This is a genomic window from Agrobacterium sp. CNPSo 3708, from assembly GCF_028674915.1.
GTDB lineage: Bacteria > Pseudomonadota > Alphaproteobacteria > Rhizobiales > Rhizobiaceae > Agrobacterium > Agrobacterium cavarae.
Genome location: NZ_JAQZSF010000005.1, coordinates 172,673 through 189,273 on the forward strand (window position 1 = coordinate 172,673; position 16,601 = coordinate 189,273).

At 55.6% G+C, this 16,601-nt stretch carries 10 protein-coding genes; 4 read left to right on the forward strand and 6 right to left on the reverse strand.

Annotation, left to right across the window (positions count from 1 at the left end):
• Positions 1-489: 489 nt before the first annotated feature.
• The 6 genes from PVA19_RS12725 to PVA19_RS12750 all read right to left on the reverse strand — a co-directional run bounded on the left by PVA19_RS12725 (position 490) and on the right by PVA19_RS12750 (position 11,759).
• Positions 490-735 (reverse strand): hypothetical protein, encoded by a 246-nt coding sequence (locus tag PVA19_RS12725; protein ID WP_274102755.1) that lies wholly within the window; start codon positions 733-735, stop codon positions 490-492.
• 231 nt (positions 736-966) lie between these two features.
• Positions 967-1,326 (reverse strand): hypothetical protein, encoded by a 360-nt coding sequence (locus PVA19_RS12730; protein WP_274102756.1) that lies wholly within the window; start codon positions 1,324-1,326, stop codon positions 967-969.
• Between the two features lie 604 nt (positions 1,327-1,930).
• A complete protein-coding gene (locus PVA19_RS12735) occupies positions 1,931-2,344 on the reverse strand; it encodes a hypothetical protein (RefSeq protein ID WP_274102757.1) in 414 nt (137 codons plus the stop codon).
• Entirely contained in the window at positions 2,341-9,441 is a 7,101-nt protein-coding gene (locus PVA19_RS12740; protein ID WP_274102758.1) for a hemagglutinin repeat-containing protein, read from the reverse strand. Before PVA19_RS12740 ends, PVA19_RS12735 begins: the two co-directional genes overlap by 4 nt.
• Before the next feature lie 33 nt (positions 9,442-9,474).
• Positions 9,475-9,894, reverse strand: a complete 420-nt coding sequence (locus PVA19_RS12745; RefSeq protein ID WP_443111641.1) for a hypothetical protein — start codon at positions 9,892-9,894, stop codon at positions 9,475-9,477.
• A 50-nt stretch (positions 9,895-9,944) separates the two neighbouring features.
• Entirely contained in the window at positions 9,945-11,759 is a 1,815-nt protein-coding gene (locus tag PVA19_RS12750; protein ID WP_274102761.1) for a ShlB/FhaC/HecB family hemolysin secretion/activation protein, read from the reverse strand.
• Positions 11,760-12,514: 755 nt separating this feature from the next.
• On the opposite strand from PVA19_RS12750, the gene PVA19_RS12755 reads away from it, so the two are divergent.
• From PVA19_RS12755 to PVA19_RS12770, 4 genes are all read left to right on the forward strand, one after another.
• Positions 12,515-13,540 (forward strand): helix-turn-helix domain-containing protein, encoded by a 1,026-nt coding sequence (locus PVA19_RS12755; protein ID WP_274102762.1) that lies wholly within the window; start codon positions 12,515-12,517, stop codon positions 13,538-13,540.
• Between the two features lie 93 nt (positions 13,541-13,633).
• A complete protein-coding gene (locus PVA19_RS12760; protein WP_274102763.1) occupies positions 13,634-14,752 on the forward strand; it encodes an efflux RND transporter periplasmic adaptor subunit in 1,119 nt (372 codons plus the stop codon).
• Positions 14,749-15,456, forward strand: a complete 708-nt coding sequence (locus tag PVA19_RS12765; protein ID WP_274102765.1) for an ABC transporter ATP-binding protein — start codon at positions 14,749-14,751, stop codon at positions 15,454-15,456. Before PVA19_RS12760 ends, PVA19_RS12765 begins: the two co-directional genes overlap by 4 nt.
• Positions 15,456-16,598: an ABC transporter permease gene (locus PVA19_RS12770; protein ID WP_274102767.1), complete on the forward strand. Its 1,143-nt coding sequence runs from the start codon at positions 15,456-15,458 to the stop codon at positions 16,596-16,598. Before PVA19_RS12765 ends, PVA19_RS12770 begins: the two co-directional genes overlap by 1 nt.
• The last annotated feature ends 3 nt before the right edge of the window (positions 16,599-16,601 follow it).

A 16,601-nucleotide genomic window follows, 5' to 3' on the forward strand; every position in this document is an offset into this window, starting at 1 on the left:
ATCCCTCTGGTCCAAGGATGATGAAGTTCAACGACCCTTCTGATCCAAGTCTATCCGCAGATTGTCCCACGTACAGATGAACGGAGTAGTCTCCAACGGCTACGTTTTTATGGAGGTCGTGCGACGAAACAACTGCATCTATATCATTACAAGGGTTTAACATCCGCCCGATCTTTTTCTACGCTGCCAAACAACTGAAACTTCTCCTCCCGGCCTCCCACAAATATTCGGTCGCTTTGCCGTGTCTGATTGGGGGATCGCAAACAGGTGTGCTGAAGTTATCTCCCGTTGGGAACTTATGTGATGGCGAACGCACTTGCGATCCCCACAATTGTCAAACCCAGAAGGCTTGACACCTCCACATCAAGCTCGTCTGCTCGTTAAGCTAAGGAACTTGACCCAGGTGTGTCTAGCTTCAATCATTCTACTGAAATCGATACCTACCCCCAGCCCGGTCTGGCATTGCGCCTTGTAATGTTGGACTGTTGATCAGGCATAGAGCTCAATCAACCAATTGAACAATTCGGATTTTGAATAAGTTTCTCTTCTCTCCGTTTCGATTTTTCTGTCCGTACCGACAATTGCGAAGCGACCATTGGCTTTGATCTCAAGATGCCTCCCCCCCCCAAAAAAATTGTCCGGCTTGGTCCCAAGTGGAAACTCATCGAAATCTGCCCCCCGTCTCCGGGCATAGAGAAAGAAATCGCTTTTCAAGGTTTCCAAATCTTCAAGCATCTATTACCTCACCTCCATGAGTCAGTGCTCAATGATGAAGTTGCAGTGCGGGCCGAAAAATGTCCCTGCATGGCCGTTATCTGCGAGCCTAGAAAGCGGTCTGTCGACGAAGGCTTGTCCACTGGGAGTGTCGAGCGACGCCGATGAATTCGACCGCTATGCCTAACGTCCTTCTGTCACCATCGCTTGAGCCCGAGCCCGAGCCCGAGCCCGCGGAGGTGGGGCGGGTCACTACATCCTTTCGAACATCGCCTTATACTCATTCAGCGCGTCGATTGTTTCTTCTATGTTCGTTTCGCTGTGAGGATTCTCGTCCTTGTATTCTTCCAAGAGTTGAATGCTTTCGTCGATGCGATATGCCGTACGGCACATCCCGTAAAATGTTTCAAAAATGTTTTTCAACCATATCTTCTCTTTGTATTTTGCGGTTTCAAACTCCTTAATGAGCACATCGCCCGCGAATGGAACACTGTCCCCGTAGAAAACGGCGGACAGGACGGCTGAAATCTTTTGGTCCGGGGTCGCTTTCTTATCAGAGAGGATCTCGGTGATCTCCCTTCTTGTACGGTGTTCCGGCGATCTATATTTCATTCGATGGGCCTGCCTTTCGATGTAAATGACCCTGACCTGCCACAGGTAGTTTCTTCGCGGGACCGTCGTAAGGAGGATGGAAAGTCTGGAGATAAAGTAAGCCAGATTGTGTGAATGTTACCGGATCAGGCGGGCTCTAGCATGCCGAGGCATGAAGCTCCACAACTTTACTTGACTACATCACCCTAGGGTTGCACTACAGACGCTTCGCTACGGCCTGCGATTTAAAAGGTGTTCATATCTTCGATCGCGGTACCACCATTCGAACTCAGGTAGTTCAGCCTGTAATCGAAAAAACAATTCCCAACCTAGGTCATAGAATTCACTATACTGTCGTTCGCTGCGAAATCCAATATTCGTGTGATCTACCAAATCGAGCGTCTCATCGAAAGCGCACTCCCATAGGTGCAGCCGCTGCTTCAGCTCACCCGAAATAGGTAACGTATCGGGGTTCACATTATCTGGATCATCCATGTCCCATACGCACCAGCACTGGTAGTCCGGCATCAGTTTCATCTTAGATTTTGATTTAGGCATCATTGCACCCCATGGTTATGACACCACTTGACTCCTCTATAGAGTATTTCGATTCGTTATTGTCAGGTCACCAAGGCTTAGGAAACGATTCGAACGCGGAATCGAGTTTGCCAATGAAATCAGCGTCGATCTCCGTTTCAAGTTGAACGTCGAGTTTCATAGAGTCCTTTCTGTTCACAGGCTCGTAAACTTTAATGTAGACCTCCACGCAATTGGGGGTTCGCTTTAAGGAAAGGATAAAATAATCGCTCATATCGGAAAACTTCATACTTACTTTGTTGGCTGACGAAAGTGCGGAAGCGAAATCATCCCACATTTGTGCTTCAAACCAGATATCGTTCGCCTCGTACGTGTAGTGCCCGGCAGAATGCAATAAGACCAGTTTCACACTCCACCGCGTCGATCCTCTGTCGTTTGGATCGCACCCAAGGTAGTTCATGTCGAGAAAAACGCCTTCAGCGGCGAAGCTTATGTCGCTCATGGTTTGTACAACGCGTGTTTGATTACAGGAACAAGATCGCTTGACCTTTTACTGAAAACGATCTCCCAACCGTTCGCATTATACAACTTACCAAACTCCAGGCTCTGGGACGACTGAATTTCTTTGACCGCGTCTGAGAAGCTCCGCAAGAGTACTTGATCGTTTATCGGATTGGAGGATTTCTGAAGGTATTCAGCCATGTGTTTTGTCGCGTTGGAGTTCACGTAAAATTCCATGTCTCCGATTTTCAACTTGAAAGTCGCAGGTATTTTTGTGTTGGGCAGGTCTCCCGCGGTTTTGGTGATATCATCCCAAACAGTACCGGTCTTCTCATCGTCTTTGTGCTTAACGATGCTTTCGGCCCCGGCTCCCAACAATTTCAATCTAGCGGCAATCGTGACCACTTGGGCGATAGCTGCCGGATCCCCGCTGTTTGCCTTCTCAATTATGTTAGGCAGCCCAAGGATCATCAGTGGATCGGTCAAAAGAAAATTTATGGTCTGGACAAGGGTCTCGGCTTGCGCGGCGGTGAGATCACCCGTGCCATTAGGTGCGAGAATTTTCCGGACTTGATCAAGTCCGCCAGTTGCATCAAGGTCATCAAAATTGGCTTGGCGTTCACTCTTCGAGGACCAATAAGAAACCGTGCCGGCGTAACTGGATAGAGAAGCAACCGCGTCCGCTAGAACAGCCGCACAATTTGCTCCGCTATATCCACCATTTCTGCAATTAATGTAGTCCTGTTGTTGCTTGTTGTCCTTGGCTTCAAGTCTCTCTTTCTCCGCACACGCTGACCGGTCGCCATTGGCGCAGGAGGCCCTTGCCTTGTTTAGCTTCTCATTGTCCGGGTGATTAAGGTAGTTGTAATTCACGTTATCAAGGGCAACCGCCGCACCCGCCTGTCCGCCTGCAGCAGCGCCAACCGCCGCTGCAATCCATTGAGTGATGGCGCTCTTCTGTGCATTTGAGAGACTCGGATCTGCCTCAAGCACATCCTGCAAAGCCCCGTTCGCGATCTCACTAAGTGCTCCAGCAAGAGCCGCCGAGCCGATATCGCCTCCTGTGGTTGCCGCAACAAAAGCCGCCGCGAACGTATGAAGTGACGTTTTGGCAAGAGATCCCTCTTCAAGGCCAAGCTTTTCGGAGAGATCTCCAATCCCGCTGTTGAGAAGTTCAGAAAGGGCCGCAGCACTCTGCTGCTTTGCTTTCAGCCGGGCGATATTGAGTGGATCCACCTGCGAATTGGCGTTCGACAAGTCGGTATTGAGCGACGCCAAATCCTGGTTCTGATTCGCAAGAGACAGATTGCCAGGCGTCAGCGTTGCACGCGCCACGCCATGATCTTCCTCCTCCACGGGTTGTCCCACCACTGGAACAGGAATGCCGGTCGGCCCAAGGTTAACGCCGACACGGGAGGCAGACGCCTTCGAGGTGTTTTCCACGTCGGAGTATGTCAGATGATCGGCGGTAAGGCTGTTTTTCTCCTTCTCCGCCGTCGATGCGATGACGCCGCCCTTGAGATCGATGCCCCCGCCGACCGAGACGTCATATCCGTCAGAGCCGGCGACGATTCCACTTTGCTCAGTGACATTGGCGTAATCGCCTTTCACGTTGCTTTTGCTCACGCCGCCGGAGAGACCGCCTGCACCGAAACCTGCACTGGCATTTACACCGGTCTCGCGATAGGTCGAGGTGTTCTGCGGGCTCTCTACCTTGAAATCACCTCCGACATTAGCAATCACGGTGCTGCCTGAGACGACAGCCCCCTTCAGCGTGGTGTCGTTGCCCGAGTTGAGCGCAACCGCACCTGTTCCACTTATATGGCTGTTGACCTCGAATGTAGTTTCGCTACCGATTTTGGTCTTGCCGTAGGCTGCGTTGCCAACCGGGCCACCGTTGGTGAGATCGATGCCGACGCCGACGCTTGCCGACGTCGAGTTGGCGTTGAAGGATTGCGACCCTTTCGCTCCCTTAAGTGAGATGTCCTTTCCAGCAGAAAGCAGCACGCTTCCCGATGAAGAGTTGGATAGGCCTGCCCCTGCTGCGATTTGGACGCCGTGGCCAGCAATCGAACCGTCCTTCGCCATAATCGACGTTGATGACCCGCTCTGTATCTCGGTGACGACAGGCGTCGAATTGGACGCGGTCTGAGTTGTCTTTTGCGAGGTCCCGCCGATAGTCAGAGAAATGGAAGGGGCTGCGCCTCCATTGTTCAACGCCTTGTAGGCTCGATAGGCCGCAAGTGCTGCCGGGGCTATGCTATAGGCGCCATTCTCTCCGCCCATGCTTTCGCCCGCCGCTACCAGGCTCTGGCCCACACCCAAGAGCTTGGACTGCAGGTTCAAGCTGATACCCGCGAAAAGCTCTTGATGAATGTGTTCGTAGTTCGTGGTGCCGATCGCTGAAAGAAGATTGACGTTGTTCTTGGCGTCGATGGCGACACTGCCTGCGGCAGTGGCTTTGGCAGCCTGAAGATTTGCGTCGCGATCGGCCGAAACGCTCACATCTCTGCCTGCAAACAGGACAGACTTCGCATTCGTTTCCGACGATTGCTGCGTCTGGTCGAGGGACTTGCCGTAACCCAGCCCGATCGACACACTTCCCTCACCTGAAGAGAAGGAAAAGCCGAAGCCAGAACGTCTTTGTTTTTCCAGAGACGCCGAGCTCTCAGCGCCCGGCGTTACGTTGACGTCGCGCGCTGCCTCAAGCGTGAGATCTCGACCCGTCATGATCGACGAACCGATGATGTTGACGTCGGTGTCCCTCGCCTTCAGAGTGACGTCCGTGCCTCCCATAACCCGCGTACCGCTGTTGAGCTCAGTAGCCTGACTTTGTTCCTTTTCGTTCTTGCCCCAGAGCGAGAAGAACCCGCCACCCGAGCCTGCAAACAGGCCGGACTTCTTGCTACTGCTTGCGGATGCGTGCTGCTCCTGCGCCCCCAGAAGGGCAAGGCTATCGCCCTCGATGCTGACCTTCTCCCCGGCGCTGACATCGGATCCAGAGATAACGGCGTTGCCATCCGCCTTTAGATTGATATTGCCGGAGGCAATGAGCTGCGATGCAGCGATGTCTTCATCGTAACGCTGCTGGCTGGAACTCTTCTTCGAGAAGAGGCCCTTGCTCGAAGAGCTCTCGTTATAGGAAGCCGTGTCCTTACCCGAGGCAACGATGATGTCGCCACCTGCTTTGATGTCGATGTCGGCCTTCTCTTCGTTTGTGCCGGCGACAAGGTTTGATGCGGAAATGGAGGTATCAGAGCCGGATTCAATCGAGATACCCTTGTCGCCCATAATAGATGAGCTAACGGTGGTGGAGGTTTCAGAATGGCTCTTGCTCTCCTTCCCCCCGAACAGGCCACCTTTCTTCCTCGATACGGAATCGATGGTCGTCAAGTTTTGAGCCTCGGCGATGGTGATGTAACCCGCCGCCTTCAGCCCGACTGTTCCGCGCGCATCGATGTCACTACCGAGGACATTCAGGTTGCCTCCCGATTGGGCGTTTACCGAACCGCCCGCCGAAATTTCTGACCCGAGGCTTGTCGTCCTGACCACGGTTGTGCTGCTGCGCTTGCCGCTGAACGAACTCGTCGTTGTGCGTTCGGCCGCGGAGATGTTGATGTCGCCATTCGACGTAATGGCAAGGTCGCCGCTGGCGTTCACCTTGGCATTGGCAAGCAGGACGGAGTCCTCGCCTCTGATCGACATGTTGCCGCCGGACGCAAATGTGCCACTGACAGATGAGACGGATGAAGCAGCAACCGCGAGGTTCTGGCTGGAAGCGACCATTCCAGAGTTGGCGAACAACCCGGCGTCAACCGAGACCTGATTGCCAGCGATCACGGCGCCTGCAGCGGTAGACTGGCGGTCAGCGTTTGAGGCGAGATAAAGGACGGGAGCCAAAACCTCCGCGCCGTTCACCGATTGCCGCACATAGATGACGATCGACTGCGTCAACTGGGCGATCTCTTCTGCCGTCAACGGTTCGCCGAAGGTGCGGGGGCGGTTGCTGAGATAAGAAGCTCCATTGTCGAGGAGCTGTTTGATCTCAGAGACGGAGTCTCTGCCTGTGAAGCCAGAGCCTGTTGCCAGCCTGTGCTGCTGCTCGATGTACTGGTTTTCGAAGTAGGCATCACCAAGGAAGGGGACTTTGCGGTCCGGCTGATAGCCAACGCGGTTCAGGAAGTAGCTCGAGCCATAGAATTTCGAGACGTCGACAAAGGCGGCACGGGTTTCATAGAGGAAACTCTGTCCGGGTATGGTTCCACCAAATCCGCCCGACTGGGGCGTAGGGATCGTGCCGAGTGTAAAGAGGGCGCCCGCGGCCGTCAGATTGTTCAGCACCGCGGTTGGGTTTGCGGATGGAGTGAATGCGTCAACTACAATATGGTCAGCTATGGAGCCCGCCATAGCGGAATTGTTGACAGTGGCGAATCCTTGAATATCGAGGGCGCCGCCTGAGCGGATTGTGGCAGGAAGGCCGCCGATCACTTCAACGCTCTGTATTGTGCGGCCAGGCCCGACGTTTTTAGACGGGTCACGAGTTCCGAATGGATTTGTAGCATAGCTGTGACCGACGATCCTAACGTCGCTACTTTCCCCTCCACGCGGGCGCGTTTCTTCCCAGCGGTAGTAGATCGGGGCATAGTGACCGCATCCTCCACCGTCGTTGCAAGTGACTGTTGAAGTTCGCTGTAACTGCATACCCGCATTTGTCATCGTGCCAAGGCCGGTCAGTTCAAGTCCGGTGCCTGCCTCAATACCGCTGTAGGAGTTGCTCAAATCGATCGTATCGATCGCAAGATTACCTCCAGCTCTTATAAGCGACTCGGCGCTTCCCGCTGAAGTGAGACGGTCCTCCGAGACCTCGCGATAGACGTGTGGCGACGCGAAGCCGATACCGTACTTCGTTTGGTTGTGCTGTATAAAGGGTCCGGATCCTCCGTAGGCTCCGACAGAATACGTGTTGTAGGCAGAATCCACCGCACTCGATATTCTGACGGTGCTATAGGTAGGAGCAGTGGCCCTCTCATTGATGAGATTTGAAGTAAGAATCGCAAAGTCATTCTCTGCCAATATCAAGCCGGAGCGGTTGATGACCTTGGAAGTGCGAGTGCCGTTACTGTCGCCAGCGATTGTAAGGTCGCCTCGCGAGATGATCGCCCCTTCTTCATTCGCGAGAACACCGCCAATATACAGTGCCGCATCGTCACCAGCGTAAATTAAACCCGTAGCTCTGTTCGTCAGGTTGCCGCTCGCGTTGATCCTGATACCGCCACCCGCTGCCAGTTGCCCGCTGTTCTGGATTTCCGGGATGGTCAGTGTCAGATCGTTTGCCGCCAGCAGTTTGGTCGCTGAATTTGTCACGACGCCGTTGGCCGATACAGAAACGTTTCCATTACCTGAGCCACCCGAGACGACTGCGTTAAGCAGGGTGCCGGTCAAGTCGGTTGCGTAAGTCGATGCCAGATCAAACCCGCCAAATGTCATGGTACTATTGGCGAGGTTGATGGTGTCGGCCCCGAGGAAGAGCGTACCCGAGGCGGCAAGATCGGCTCGGTTTGCTGAAAGATCGATGTTCTTCTGCTGGATTCGAAGATCGCCGCCAGCAGCGGTTCGCTTGTCCAGGCTGATGACACCTGCGAGCGTTGATAGCGCTACGTTTCCGTTTGCTTCCAGTCCGTTATACTGGATGCTAGTGCCAGCCGTCGCTTGCACGTTCCCTTCGGAGCGAACGAGGCCAGAGAAGCCGAGATCAAGGCCGGAAAGGAGGGCGATGTCGCCCTTGGAGAGAAGGTTGGTGCCGCTGACAGATCCTGATGATGCGGTCAGTGAAAGTTCCGCACCAGAGGTAACCGTGTCCGAGACGCTGATCGACCCGGCGCGCGACAGAAACTTCATTGATCCTGCAGCGGTTGCTTGTTGAAGCTGGAGCGTTCCATCAGCACGGATGTCGATACCGGCGCCTGAGGACAACATGCCAGTCGCATCGACAAAACTGATGCCACCATCGATCAGAATGCCTTCGTCTGCGTCTATCGTCTCAACCGCTACTCCGTTCTTTCCCTTCAGCGAAGCTGCCTTTCGGGAGGCGACCCGAGCTGCAGAGATCTTTTGGCCGGACGATACGCTGACGCCTTTGCCCGAGGCCTTGCCGATCGAAATCTTTCCGTCGGCAGATAAGGTAAGTTCGCCGGTATTCGCAGCCATGTCGCCGCGCATGCGCACACCAGCGCCCTTGTCTGTGACCACCATCTTGATCCGACCAGCCTGCATGGCGCCGAAAGCCGAGCCATCGATCGCGAACTCCGGACCTCCGGCATTTGGATCGAGTGGAGTTGCTTGGCCGGTGGCGTAGTCGAATTTGCTCTGGCCAGCGGTCAAGCGAAGATCCTGGCCATAGATCGTGCCGTCGATCTGGATCGTCCGTGACACCACGTCGAAGAGATCGACAGAGCCATCGCCGGAGGCGAAGTTCGCCCCGTTGCGTCCAAAGGTGACGTCTCCATTGCTGACGCGGAAGCCGTTGAGGCTGCCATCGGCTCCAATGTCAGGCGCACCGGTCGTCAGTGTCGCGCGAGGGGTGTTGATGAAACCGCAGCCATCGCAGGTAATCCCGTTGGGATTAGCGATGATAACATCGGCCCGACCACCAAAGACTTCCGTCGGTCCGTTCAACGCGGTGCGATTCTGGGATGTCACTTCGTTGAGGATGACGGTCGCCGAACCCTTGCCCGTCAGATTGGGGTTGCCGGGAGTAGCACCTCCGAGCTTCGATGTTCCGACCTCGCCGTCGAAGTTGTTGAGGATAACGCCGGGCGTTCCGACGTTGAAGTTGCCGTATTTGTTGTGCGACAGACCCTGGCTGTTCGGGGCAACGATATCGATGAGCGGAACGCCGTTTGGCGCAGCCCCTATGTTAGGACGATAGGATGGTGACCCACCAGCTTCCGGCGTGATGCTCTGCGCGTGCAGGAGAACAGGTTGAAGAACCAGAACCGAGCTCAGAAGGGTAGCAACTGCTTTCCTGATGAGCACTCGGCTACCGGGGAGATTTCTTTCAGCTACTTGTTGCGCCATACGCATGAACTGTGGTCGCATTACTATTCGCCTCTTACTCAGGAGGTGGATGGATTAACGGTCGTTTCTGCCTGTCTCGGAACGGGATGGCTTGCTGTCGAGCTTCTTGTAGACCTCGGTCAGCTTAGACTGTGGCACTGGGCAGCGCTTGGCTTTGGCGATCTCTGCCAGAACCTGATTGCGGTTTCGCAGAGCATCGATCTCCAGCTTCTCTGGCGATTTCGGATCCATGAAGAACAGGGCCGGGAAGAAAAGAAGAACGCCGGTGGCGCCGAGGATCACGTTCTTGCCCTGTGCGTCGGCGCGTTCTTTCACCGTCGCCAAGATCTGCCGCTCGTTGGCTTCGAACTCGCGCCGAATTCCTGCGCAATCGAAGGCGCTGTCGGTTGGATTGGTCGAAGCGACAGGATGAGCGGCGCGGCCACCGCAGCTTGAGACGACGACGGATACTGCGATGAGCACGGAAACCGACATCAATCTTGTGGCCTGAAAAAGGGATCGGATCATGAAATCTGCCTCTGGAGCTACCAGCGTGCTGTTACGCTGGCGAAAAAGAGATGTCCGCGCCCATTGCTGACGCTGCTTGAAAAAACCTGCGAATAGCCGATGTCGGCGCCGAGAGTTCCACCGACGAGCTTTGCCCCGATGGTCCAGCTTGCGAGATCGCCAGCGGAGATATCAAAACGCTGCTGCGCGAAGACGTGGCCGTAATCCAATCCCACATAGGGGCGCAGTTCTCCCAGAATCGGCGCGGCCCTCGTGCCTTCCCAGGGCATGGTGCGCCAGACCAGTTCATTGCGGTTGAAGAACCCGTTGTTGCCGAAGATGACGCCTTCTCGTAGGCCCCGGACATTGCTGGAGCCACCAAGCCCCATCTGCTCGCCGCCGAACATGTTGTCCGGCGAATACTGGGCGTTGAGGAGCGTGGTGAACTCGAACTGGTGACCCGCAGCTTCAAAGGGTCTGCTTATGCTGCTGGTGGCGGTGAAGCGCGTGAAGCGGGGATCGGCCGTGCCGGCCGCAGGCGCTCCCGTATCGACGGCGCCAAACAAATCCAGGCCTTGGTCTACGGCAAAATCGAGCGCGATGACGCCGCCCAGCGCTCTTTGTGATCGGGAGACGCCAAAGGTGCCGATCGTGTATCGGCGACTTCCGATTTCGATCCGACTCCCTAAAAGGAAGTTGTTAGTCTGCTTGTAGCTGAGGCCGCCCCTCAGCGTCGTGATCGAATCCTTGTCACGAAGGATCACACGATCGATGTTGAAGCCAATCTGTCCGGAGTCTCCGGAGGTGTTGATTGCCCCGAAGTTGCCAGGGATCGAGCTGTCGTAGGTGTACCAGGAACCGTTCGCCGAGTAGGTCCAGTAGCCGTAAGGAACGCTCGCATTGACGGAATAGCTGCTACTGTGTCCGCGTCCATCGCCGCCCCAAGGATAGTCCGGCCCGGTTCGTCCGTAAGAGAAGCCCCAGAGGTCGTTGACGCCCACAACGTCGTCGAAACCGAGCGTGACGTTGGTTTGCGAATAGCCAGTTGTCTCCTGACCCAGGTTGCTGTTGGACAGGCTGACATTCCACCGCCTCCCAGGCTTGTTTTCGACGTTGAGAATGGATGTGCCATCGTCATTGCCTGGCAGCATCGACGTCTTGGCGTCGTTGGAGGGCAGGCGGTTGATCTGCTCCAATCCCTGCTCAACGTTGCGAATGTTGGCGACGTCTCCCTTTACACCCGGAAAGGCCGTGGCGAGAGACATACTGCTCTCTGGCTTCTTCCCATTGATGTAGATGTCCGAGATCGTGCCTTCGACGACGACGAGGCGGAGCAGCCGTGTTCCGGCGATGTCCTGCGGGGGGACGTAGGCCCGCGACGTGACGAACCCCTTGTCGAGATAAAGGTCAGTGACGGCTTTCAGGAGTGCGGTGATATCTCCAACGCCAATGCACCGGTGTTCATAGCCACGCGTGATCTGTTGAAGCGAAAATGCGGAGAGTTTCGTCGCTCCTTCGATCTTCACCGCAGAGATATTGAAGCATGCACCCCCAGCGTTTGGCTCTGCGCCCGCTTCACGGCTTTGTCCGGTGTTGCCGCTCGGTGTCGACTGCTTCAGCTCCTCAATACGCTGGAACTGCTGTTGCTGCTCCCGGCGACGAAAAAAATCTTCTGATGGTGATTGGGCCGTTGCAGGCAGCACCGAAAGGATGCCCGTCAGTATTGAGGCTCCGCCGGTAACCCGCAAGACGTGTTTGGTTGCCGTGAAACCATCGACACTATGGACTTTGACCTGAGAAAAACTGCGGATGCGTAGTCGTTTAAAATCAAATGGAACAGCAATAGACAGCATGAGTAGGAACCTGCATTGAATGAAGTTTACCGCGGCTTGGCCGCTCATGCTTCACTTTGCAGCTATCCTTGCTGTTGATCCCTACCGGATAATTAGATCAGTTCATCTGATCATAGAAGCGTATAAGTAGTATATTTAGGTGCGGATTAATTCCGCGAATCGCTTAATCATAGGTCATCAGAAGTAAGATATACATCTGAAACCGCGAAATAGGATGAGTTCTATACCCTAACTTAGATAAGTTGCTCTCATTCCGCGAAATTACATAACCAGTCTCTCACTTCCAATGATGACGTCTTTACTCAAAAATGACAACCTTAAGTTACCGTAATCAAGGTTGTGTCGCAAGATGGAGACCTGCGCCAAGGTTAAGGGCAGCCTAAAACGGAAGCGACAATGTGGCTGTGGCATTGTGGCTATGACGCTTGCTGGCCTTCAATGCTATGACGATTCAGGGGCACTGGCATGAAAGCCAAAATGCGCCGCCAGCGATCACTTCAAACACCGGCTTTATCCGAACAGCGGTGTCCCGCGTTGCTTATGAGAACATCAAACTTCTGCTATCCGCCATCACCTGAACATCGCGGTCGCCGCCAATTCGCCTATTCTGCGACGTCGCGAAAGTCCGGGAAAAGTGTGCCATTTCAATTGAGAGTCAGGCGAGAAATGCGACCTAAAACGTGTTTTAGGTCGCCAAAGGCTCAACAAAGTGCAAAGGAAAATCTCAACTCTCCCACGTTCAACGTTTGGCTCGCATGCCCTTCCTTCCGCTATCATTTTTCGTCGCTTTCCTTCTCTTGATCCTGTTTGTCGGCGTGGTCAGGGCCGGCAACGACTGTGGTTCGAGAAACGTCCCGTTTCTTGCGCTTATCCTGCTGAGCGCGTTCCAGGCATTTCTGTCGGGGTTACGGTGGGGGTACGATATTGTCGAAGTGATGTATGTAGCGCCCGTGGGCGCCGCGTTCGTTCCCCCTCTTGTCTATTGTGGTGTCGAGCGGCTTGTCCAAAAAGACGATCGCGCCGTTGATTGGTCCATTGTCATGCACGCCCTTCCGGCGGTTGCCATCGTCACTCTGTTGACCGTGACGGGATGGCGAAATGCCATCGATGTGGTTCTGCCGGTAACATTTATCGGATATGCAGGAGCGATCCTCAATCTCATGCGTCGAGGACCCGATGCATTGAGGAAGACGCCCTTCGAAAGTGCGCTTCCTGTCTATCGGGCTCTCGTCTTTGCCGCTCTGGCCTTGCTGATGTCGGCGGCGCTCGACCTGCTGGTACTCCTCGATTTCTCTTGGACGCACGGAAGCCATGCGGCCGGCATGGTGGCGATTGGCAACCTCATTGCGCTGGTCGTTCTGTCGATTGCGGCTGCTGTCGCGGTCCAGGGGCGGGATTCCTCGGAGGTTGAAATCGAGGCTCCTGCTGCTGACGAGCCGAGCGACAAGGAGACGCTTGCTGCGATCCAATCGCTTATGGAAACGAAACATTCGTATCGAGACCCTGACCTCAACCTCGATAGGCTGGCACGCAAAGCCATTATCCCTGCACGGCAAATATCGAGTGCAATCAATCGGGCAACCGGCAAGAACGTCTCGCAATATGTCAACGAGTTTCGGATCGCGGCGGCTTGCAAGCTTTTGGCCGAAACAGAAAAATCGGTGACCGAGATCATGTTCGATGTAGGCTTCCAGACCAAATCCAATTTCAATCGGGAGTTTCGCAGGGTCACCGACATGACGCCTGTCCAATGGCGATCACGCCGCGCAAACATCGGCTGAGTTCGCTTTCATCACGTCCGAAATCGTGATTCAGGACGGTCTGAAACGTGTTCGAGGTCGCGGAGCGTCCATGGAGCCAGCATTGCTTGCGGCATGAACGCGCTCACCGAACACGACCGAAAGCTCTCCGAAACGCTCAAGTCTCTCTCCCTGAAGACGATGACCGATCCGTCGAAACCACGCCGTAAAGCGATCCTCGGGATCTTAGGCGTCCTGACTGCCGCAATGGTTTCTGCGGTTGTCGCCCTCATCTTCCTAAACTCTGCGATCGACATCAAGGCCGCTCTTTTCGGAGCGCTTGAACCTGCCACAACGGTCAACTCCATCTCGCTCCAAGAAGATGCGATTGAGAGCGGTAAACCGCCTGCTGGTGCAAATACGTCGCCGCCGGTCGCACGTGAGATTACCGGGTCCGGCTATGTCGTCGCACCGCAATCGACCTCAGTTTACGCTAAATATCAGGGCGAGATCACCGACATTGTCATCAACCTTGGGGACCGGGTCCAATTGGGCCAGCCGCTGATAATCCTGAAGGATCCGAGCGCAACGCTTGCTCTTGAACAGGCAAAGGCGGCGAAGGTCTCTGCCGATCTGGTCCTTTCTTCACGAGAAATCAGTCTTGCGCAGATGGAAGCTACTTTCCGTCGCGCTGAGACGCTTTCTCAGCAGAATGCGACGTCCAGAAAGGATATGGAGGCCGCGGACGCAGCTTGGAAGAGCGCCGCAAACAACGTCGATCAGGCTCGCCAGGATATCATCAAGGCCGAACTGGCAATTCGCATTGCGCAAGAGCAATTGGATTCACTCACAGTGCGCGCTCCCTTTGCAGGAACCGTGACGAAACTGACCGCCCATGTGGGCGACACGGTCCTTGCGCGTGCAGACAGCGTCCGGGAAAGCCAGAGCCTTCTAACGCTTACGGATCTGAACAGCATGAATATCGACGCCGATGTTGCCGAAAGCAATATCTCCCTGCTTCGACCTGGCTTGCACGGTGAGGCTGTCCTGGACGGCTTTCCCGATCAACCGTTCGCCGTAGAGATGCGGCGGATCGCGCCGGTCGCGTCCGCCGAAAAGGGCACGATCGGGATCCGGTTCTCACTCCTCAGTCCACCTACCGGCATCAGGCCCAACATGGCCGCACGGATCCGTCTCTTTGTCCCAGATCCCCAAGCACAATCTCAACCTTACGTTGGAGAAGCCCAGCCATGAACGATCGGCCAGCCGAAGCCACCTACATTCGTTTTCGCAATGTCAGAAAAGGATACCGTATCGGAGGAGAGGTAATCCCGATCTTCGACAATCTCGATCTGGACATTCCCCAAGGTGATTTTGTCGCCGTCATGGGGCCGTCGGGATCGGGTAAATCGACGTTGCTCAACATGCTGGCGGGCGTCGAAAGCCCTGACGCTGGCGAGATCGCCATTGGCGGCGCGAGGCTGGACCTGATGGGGGAAAGCGCTCGCTCGGCATGGCGCGCGCACAAGATGGGCATCGTCTTTCAGTTCTACAATCTGCTGCCGATGTTGACTGCTGCAGAGAATGTCGAACTGCCGCTCCTGCTCAAGCCTGTCTCGGCAAAAGAGCGGCACATCCGCGTCGGCAAGGTTCTCGATCTCGTGGGCCTTGCGGGGCGTGAGCGGCAGTATCCAGGCCTGATGTCCGGCGGCCAGCAACAACGGGTCGGCATTGCCCGCGCCATCGCGGCCGATCCCGATCTGCTGCTATGCGACGAGCCGACTGGTGATCTCGACCGCAAGTCAGCAGACGACGTTCTTGCGATGCTGCGTTTTCTCAATCGGGAACTGGGAAAGACTATCGTGATGGTGACCCACGATCCGCAGGCCGCACGTCATGCGCGCATGACCTTGCGTCTCGACAAGGGACAGTTCGTCGAAGAGAGGGAGGCCGCTTGATGAGCTTCTTTTGCCTTGCCAGACGCAATGCGTGGCGCAAGCCATTGCGAACGCTTCTGTTGATCTTTTGCGTGACGGTCGCCTTCCTCATCTACGGACTGACCGCAAGCTTCCTGAATGGCACACAGGGTACGACGGGCGCCAGTGACGATCTCTTGGGTGTCATGAGCGCGGCAGGGCCAACGCAAGCCTTGCCGATGGCTGCCATGACGCGCATCGCCTCCGAACCCGGTGTCGCCTCGGTCGCTTACATGACGCGCATGCGCGGCTACGTCAGTGTCGAGAAAAACGTGGTGGCCGTGAGCGCCATCAATCCGGCACTGATCGCCAAGGTGAACGGCGGGGAGCTTGGCCTGACGCCAGTGCTGCTTTCGGCGATCGGAACTGCGCGCGACAGGGTGCTGGTGGGCCGTGCGCTCGCGCAAGCACAGGGATGGTCGGTTGGCCAGCGCATCACGGTCACATCTTTCCAGACCGCGCGCAAAGACGGAAGCCGCGATTGGCGTTTCGACATCGCCGGGATTTTCGACGGCGAGACCGCCAGCACCGACACCTATTTCATGCTGGCGCATTACGATTACATCAATACAGCACGTGCGCGCGGCACCGATACCGTCGATGCCTTCATCGTGCGGCCACTGCCGGGCACTTCCGCTAGCGCGCTTGCAGCGCGTATCGATTCCCTCTTCGCCAATTCGGCGACACCGACCCGCACACAATCGGAAAAGCAGTTTCTGGAAGGCTTCCTGCGCCAATATGCCGATGTCGGGCTGATCACCAATCTGGTCGTTGGCGCGGCCTTCGTGACCCTGCTGATGATCGTCATCAACACAATGGTGTTTGCGGTGCGCGAACGCACTTACGAAATCGGTGTCCTTAAAACCCTGGGCTTCTCACGCAAGCGCATTCTCATTCTTGTCCTCGGCGAGACACTGTTTCTGTTTGCACTCGGCGGCACGCTCGGCCTCGTCATGGCAAAGCTTGCCACTGTGATGACCGGACCGGCGCTCGGCCTTGTCTTCTCGACGACGGTGCTGGCCAAGGCTGCCTTACTCGTCGCCGCACTTGGGCTCGTCACCGGTCTGATACCCGCCATAAACGCCATGCGCACGCCGATCACGGCTGCCTTCAGAGCGAGATAAGAA

Bases quoted from the DNA above. Each gene is read 5' to 3' on its own strand.
- PVA19_RS12725 (WP_274102755.1), bottom strand. From the start codon at position 735: ATGCTTGAAGATTTGGAAACCTTGAAAAGCGATTTCTTTCTCTATGCC.
- PVA19_RS12730 (WP_274102756.1), bottom strand. From the start codon at position 1,326: ATGAAATATAGATCGCCGGAACACCGTACAAGAAGGGAGATCACCGAG.
- PVA19_RS12735 (WP_274102757.1), bottom strand. From the start codon at position 2,344: ATGAGCGACATAAGCTTCGCCGCTGAAGGCGTTTTTCTCGACATGAAC.
- PVA19_RS12740 (WP_274102758.1), bottom strand. From the start codon at position 9,441: ATGCGACCACAGTTCATGCGTATGGCGCAACAAGTAGCTGAAAGAAAT.
- PVA19_RS12745 (WP_443111641.1), bottom strand. From the start codon at position 9,894: ATGTCGGTTTCCGTGCTCATCGCAGTATCCGTCGTCGTCTCAAGCTGC.
- PVA19_RS12750 (WP_274102761.1), bottom strand. From the start codon at position 11,759: ATGCTGTCTATTGCTGTTCCATTTGATTTTAAACGACTACGCATCCGC.
- PVA19_RS12755 (WP_274102762.1), top strand. From the start codon at position 12,515: ATGCCCTTCCTTCCGCTATCATTTTTCGTCGCTTTCCTTCTCTTGATC.
- PVA19_RS12760 (WP_274102763.1), top strand. From the start codon at position 13,634: ATGAACGCGCTCACCGAACACGACCGAAAGCTCTCCGAAACGCTCAAG.
- PVA19_RS12765 (WP_274102765.1), top strand. From the start codon at position 14,749: ATGAACGATCGGCCAGCCGAAGCCACCTACATTCGTTTTCGCAATGTC.
- PVA19_RS12770 (WP_274102767.1), top strand. From the start codon at position 15,456: ATGAGCTTCTTTTGCCTTGCCAGACGCAATGCGTGGCGCAAGCCATTG.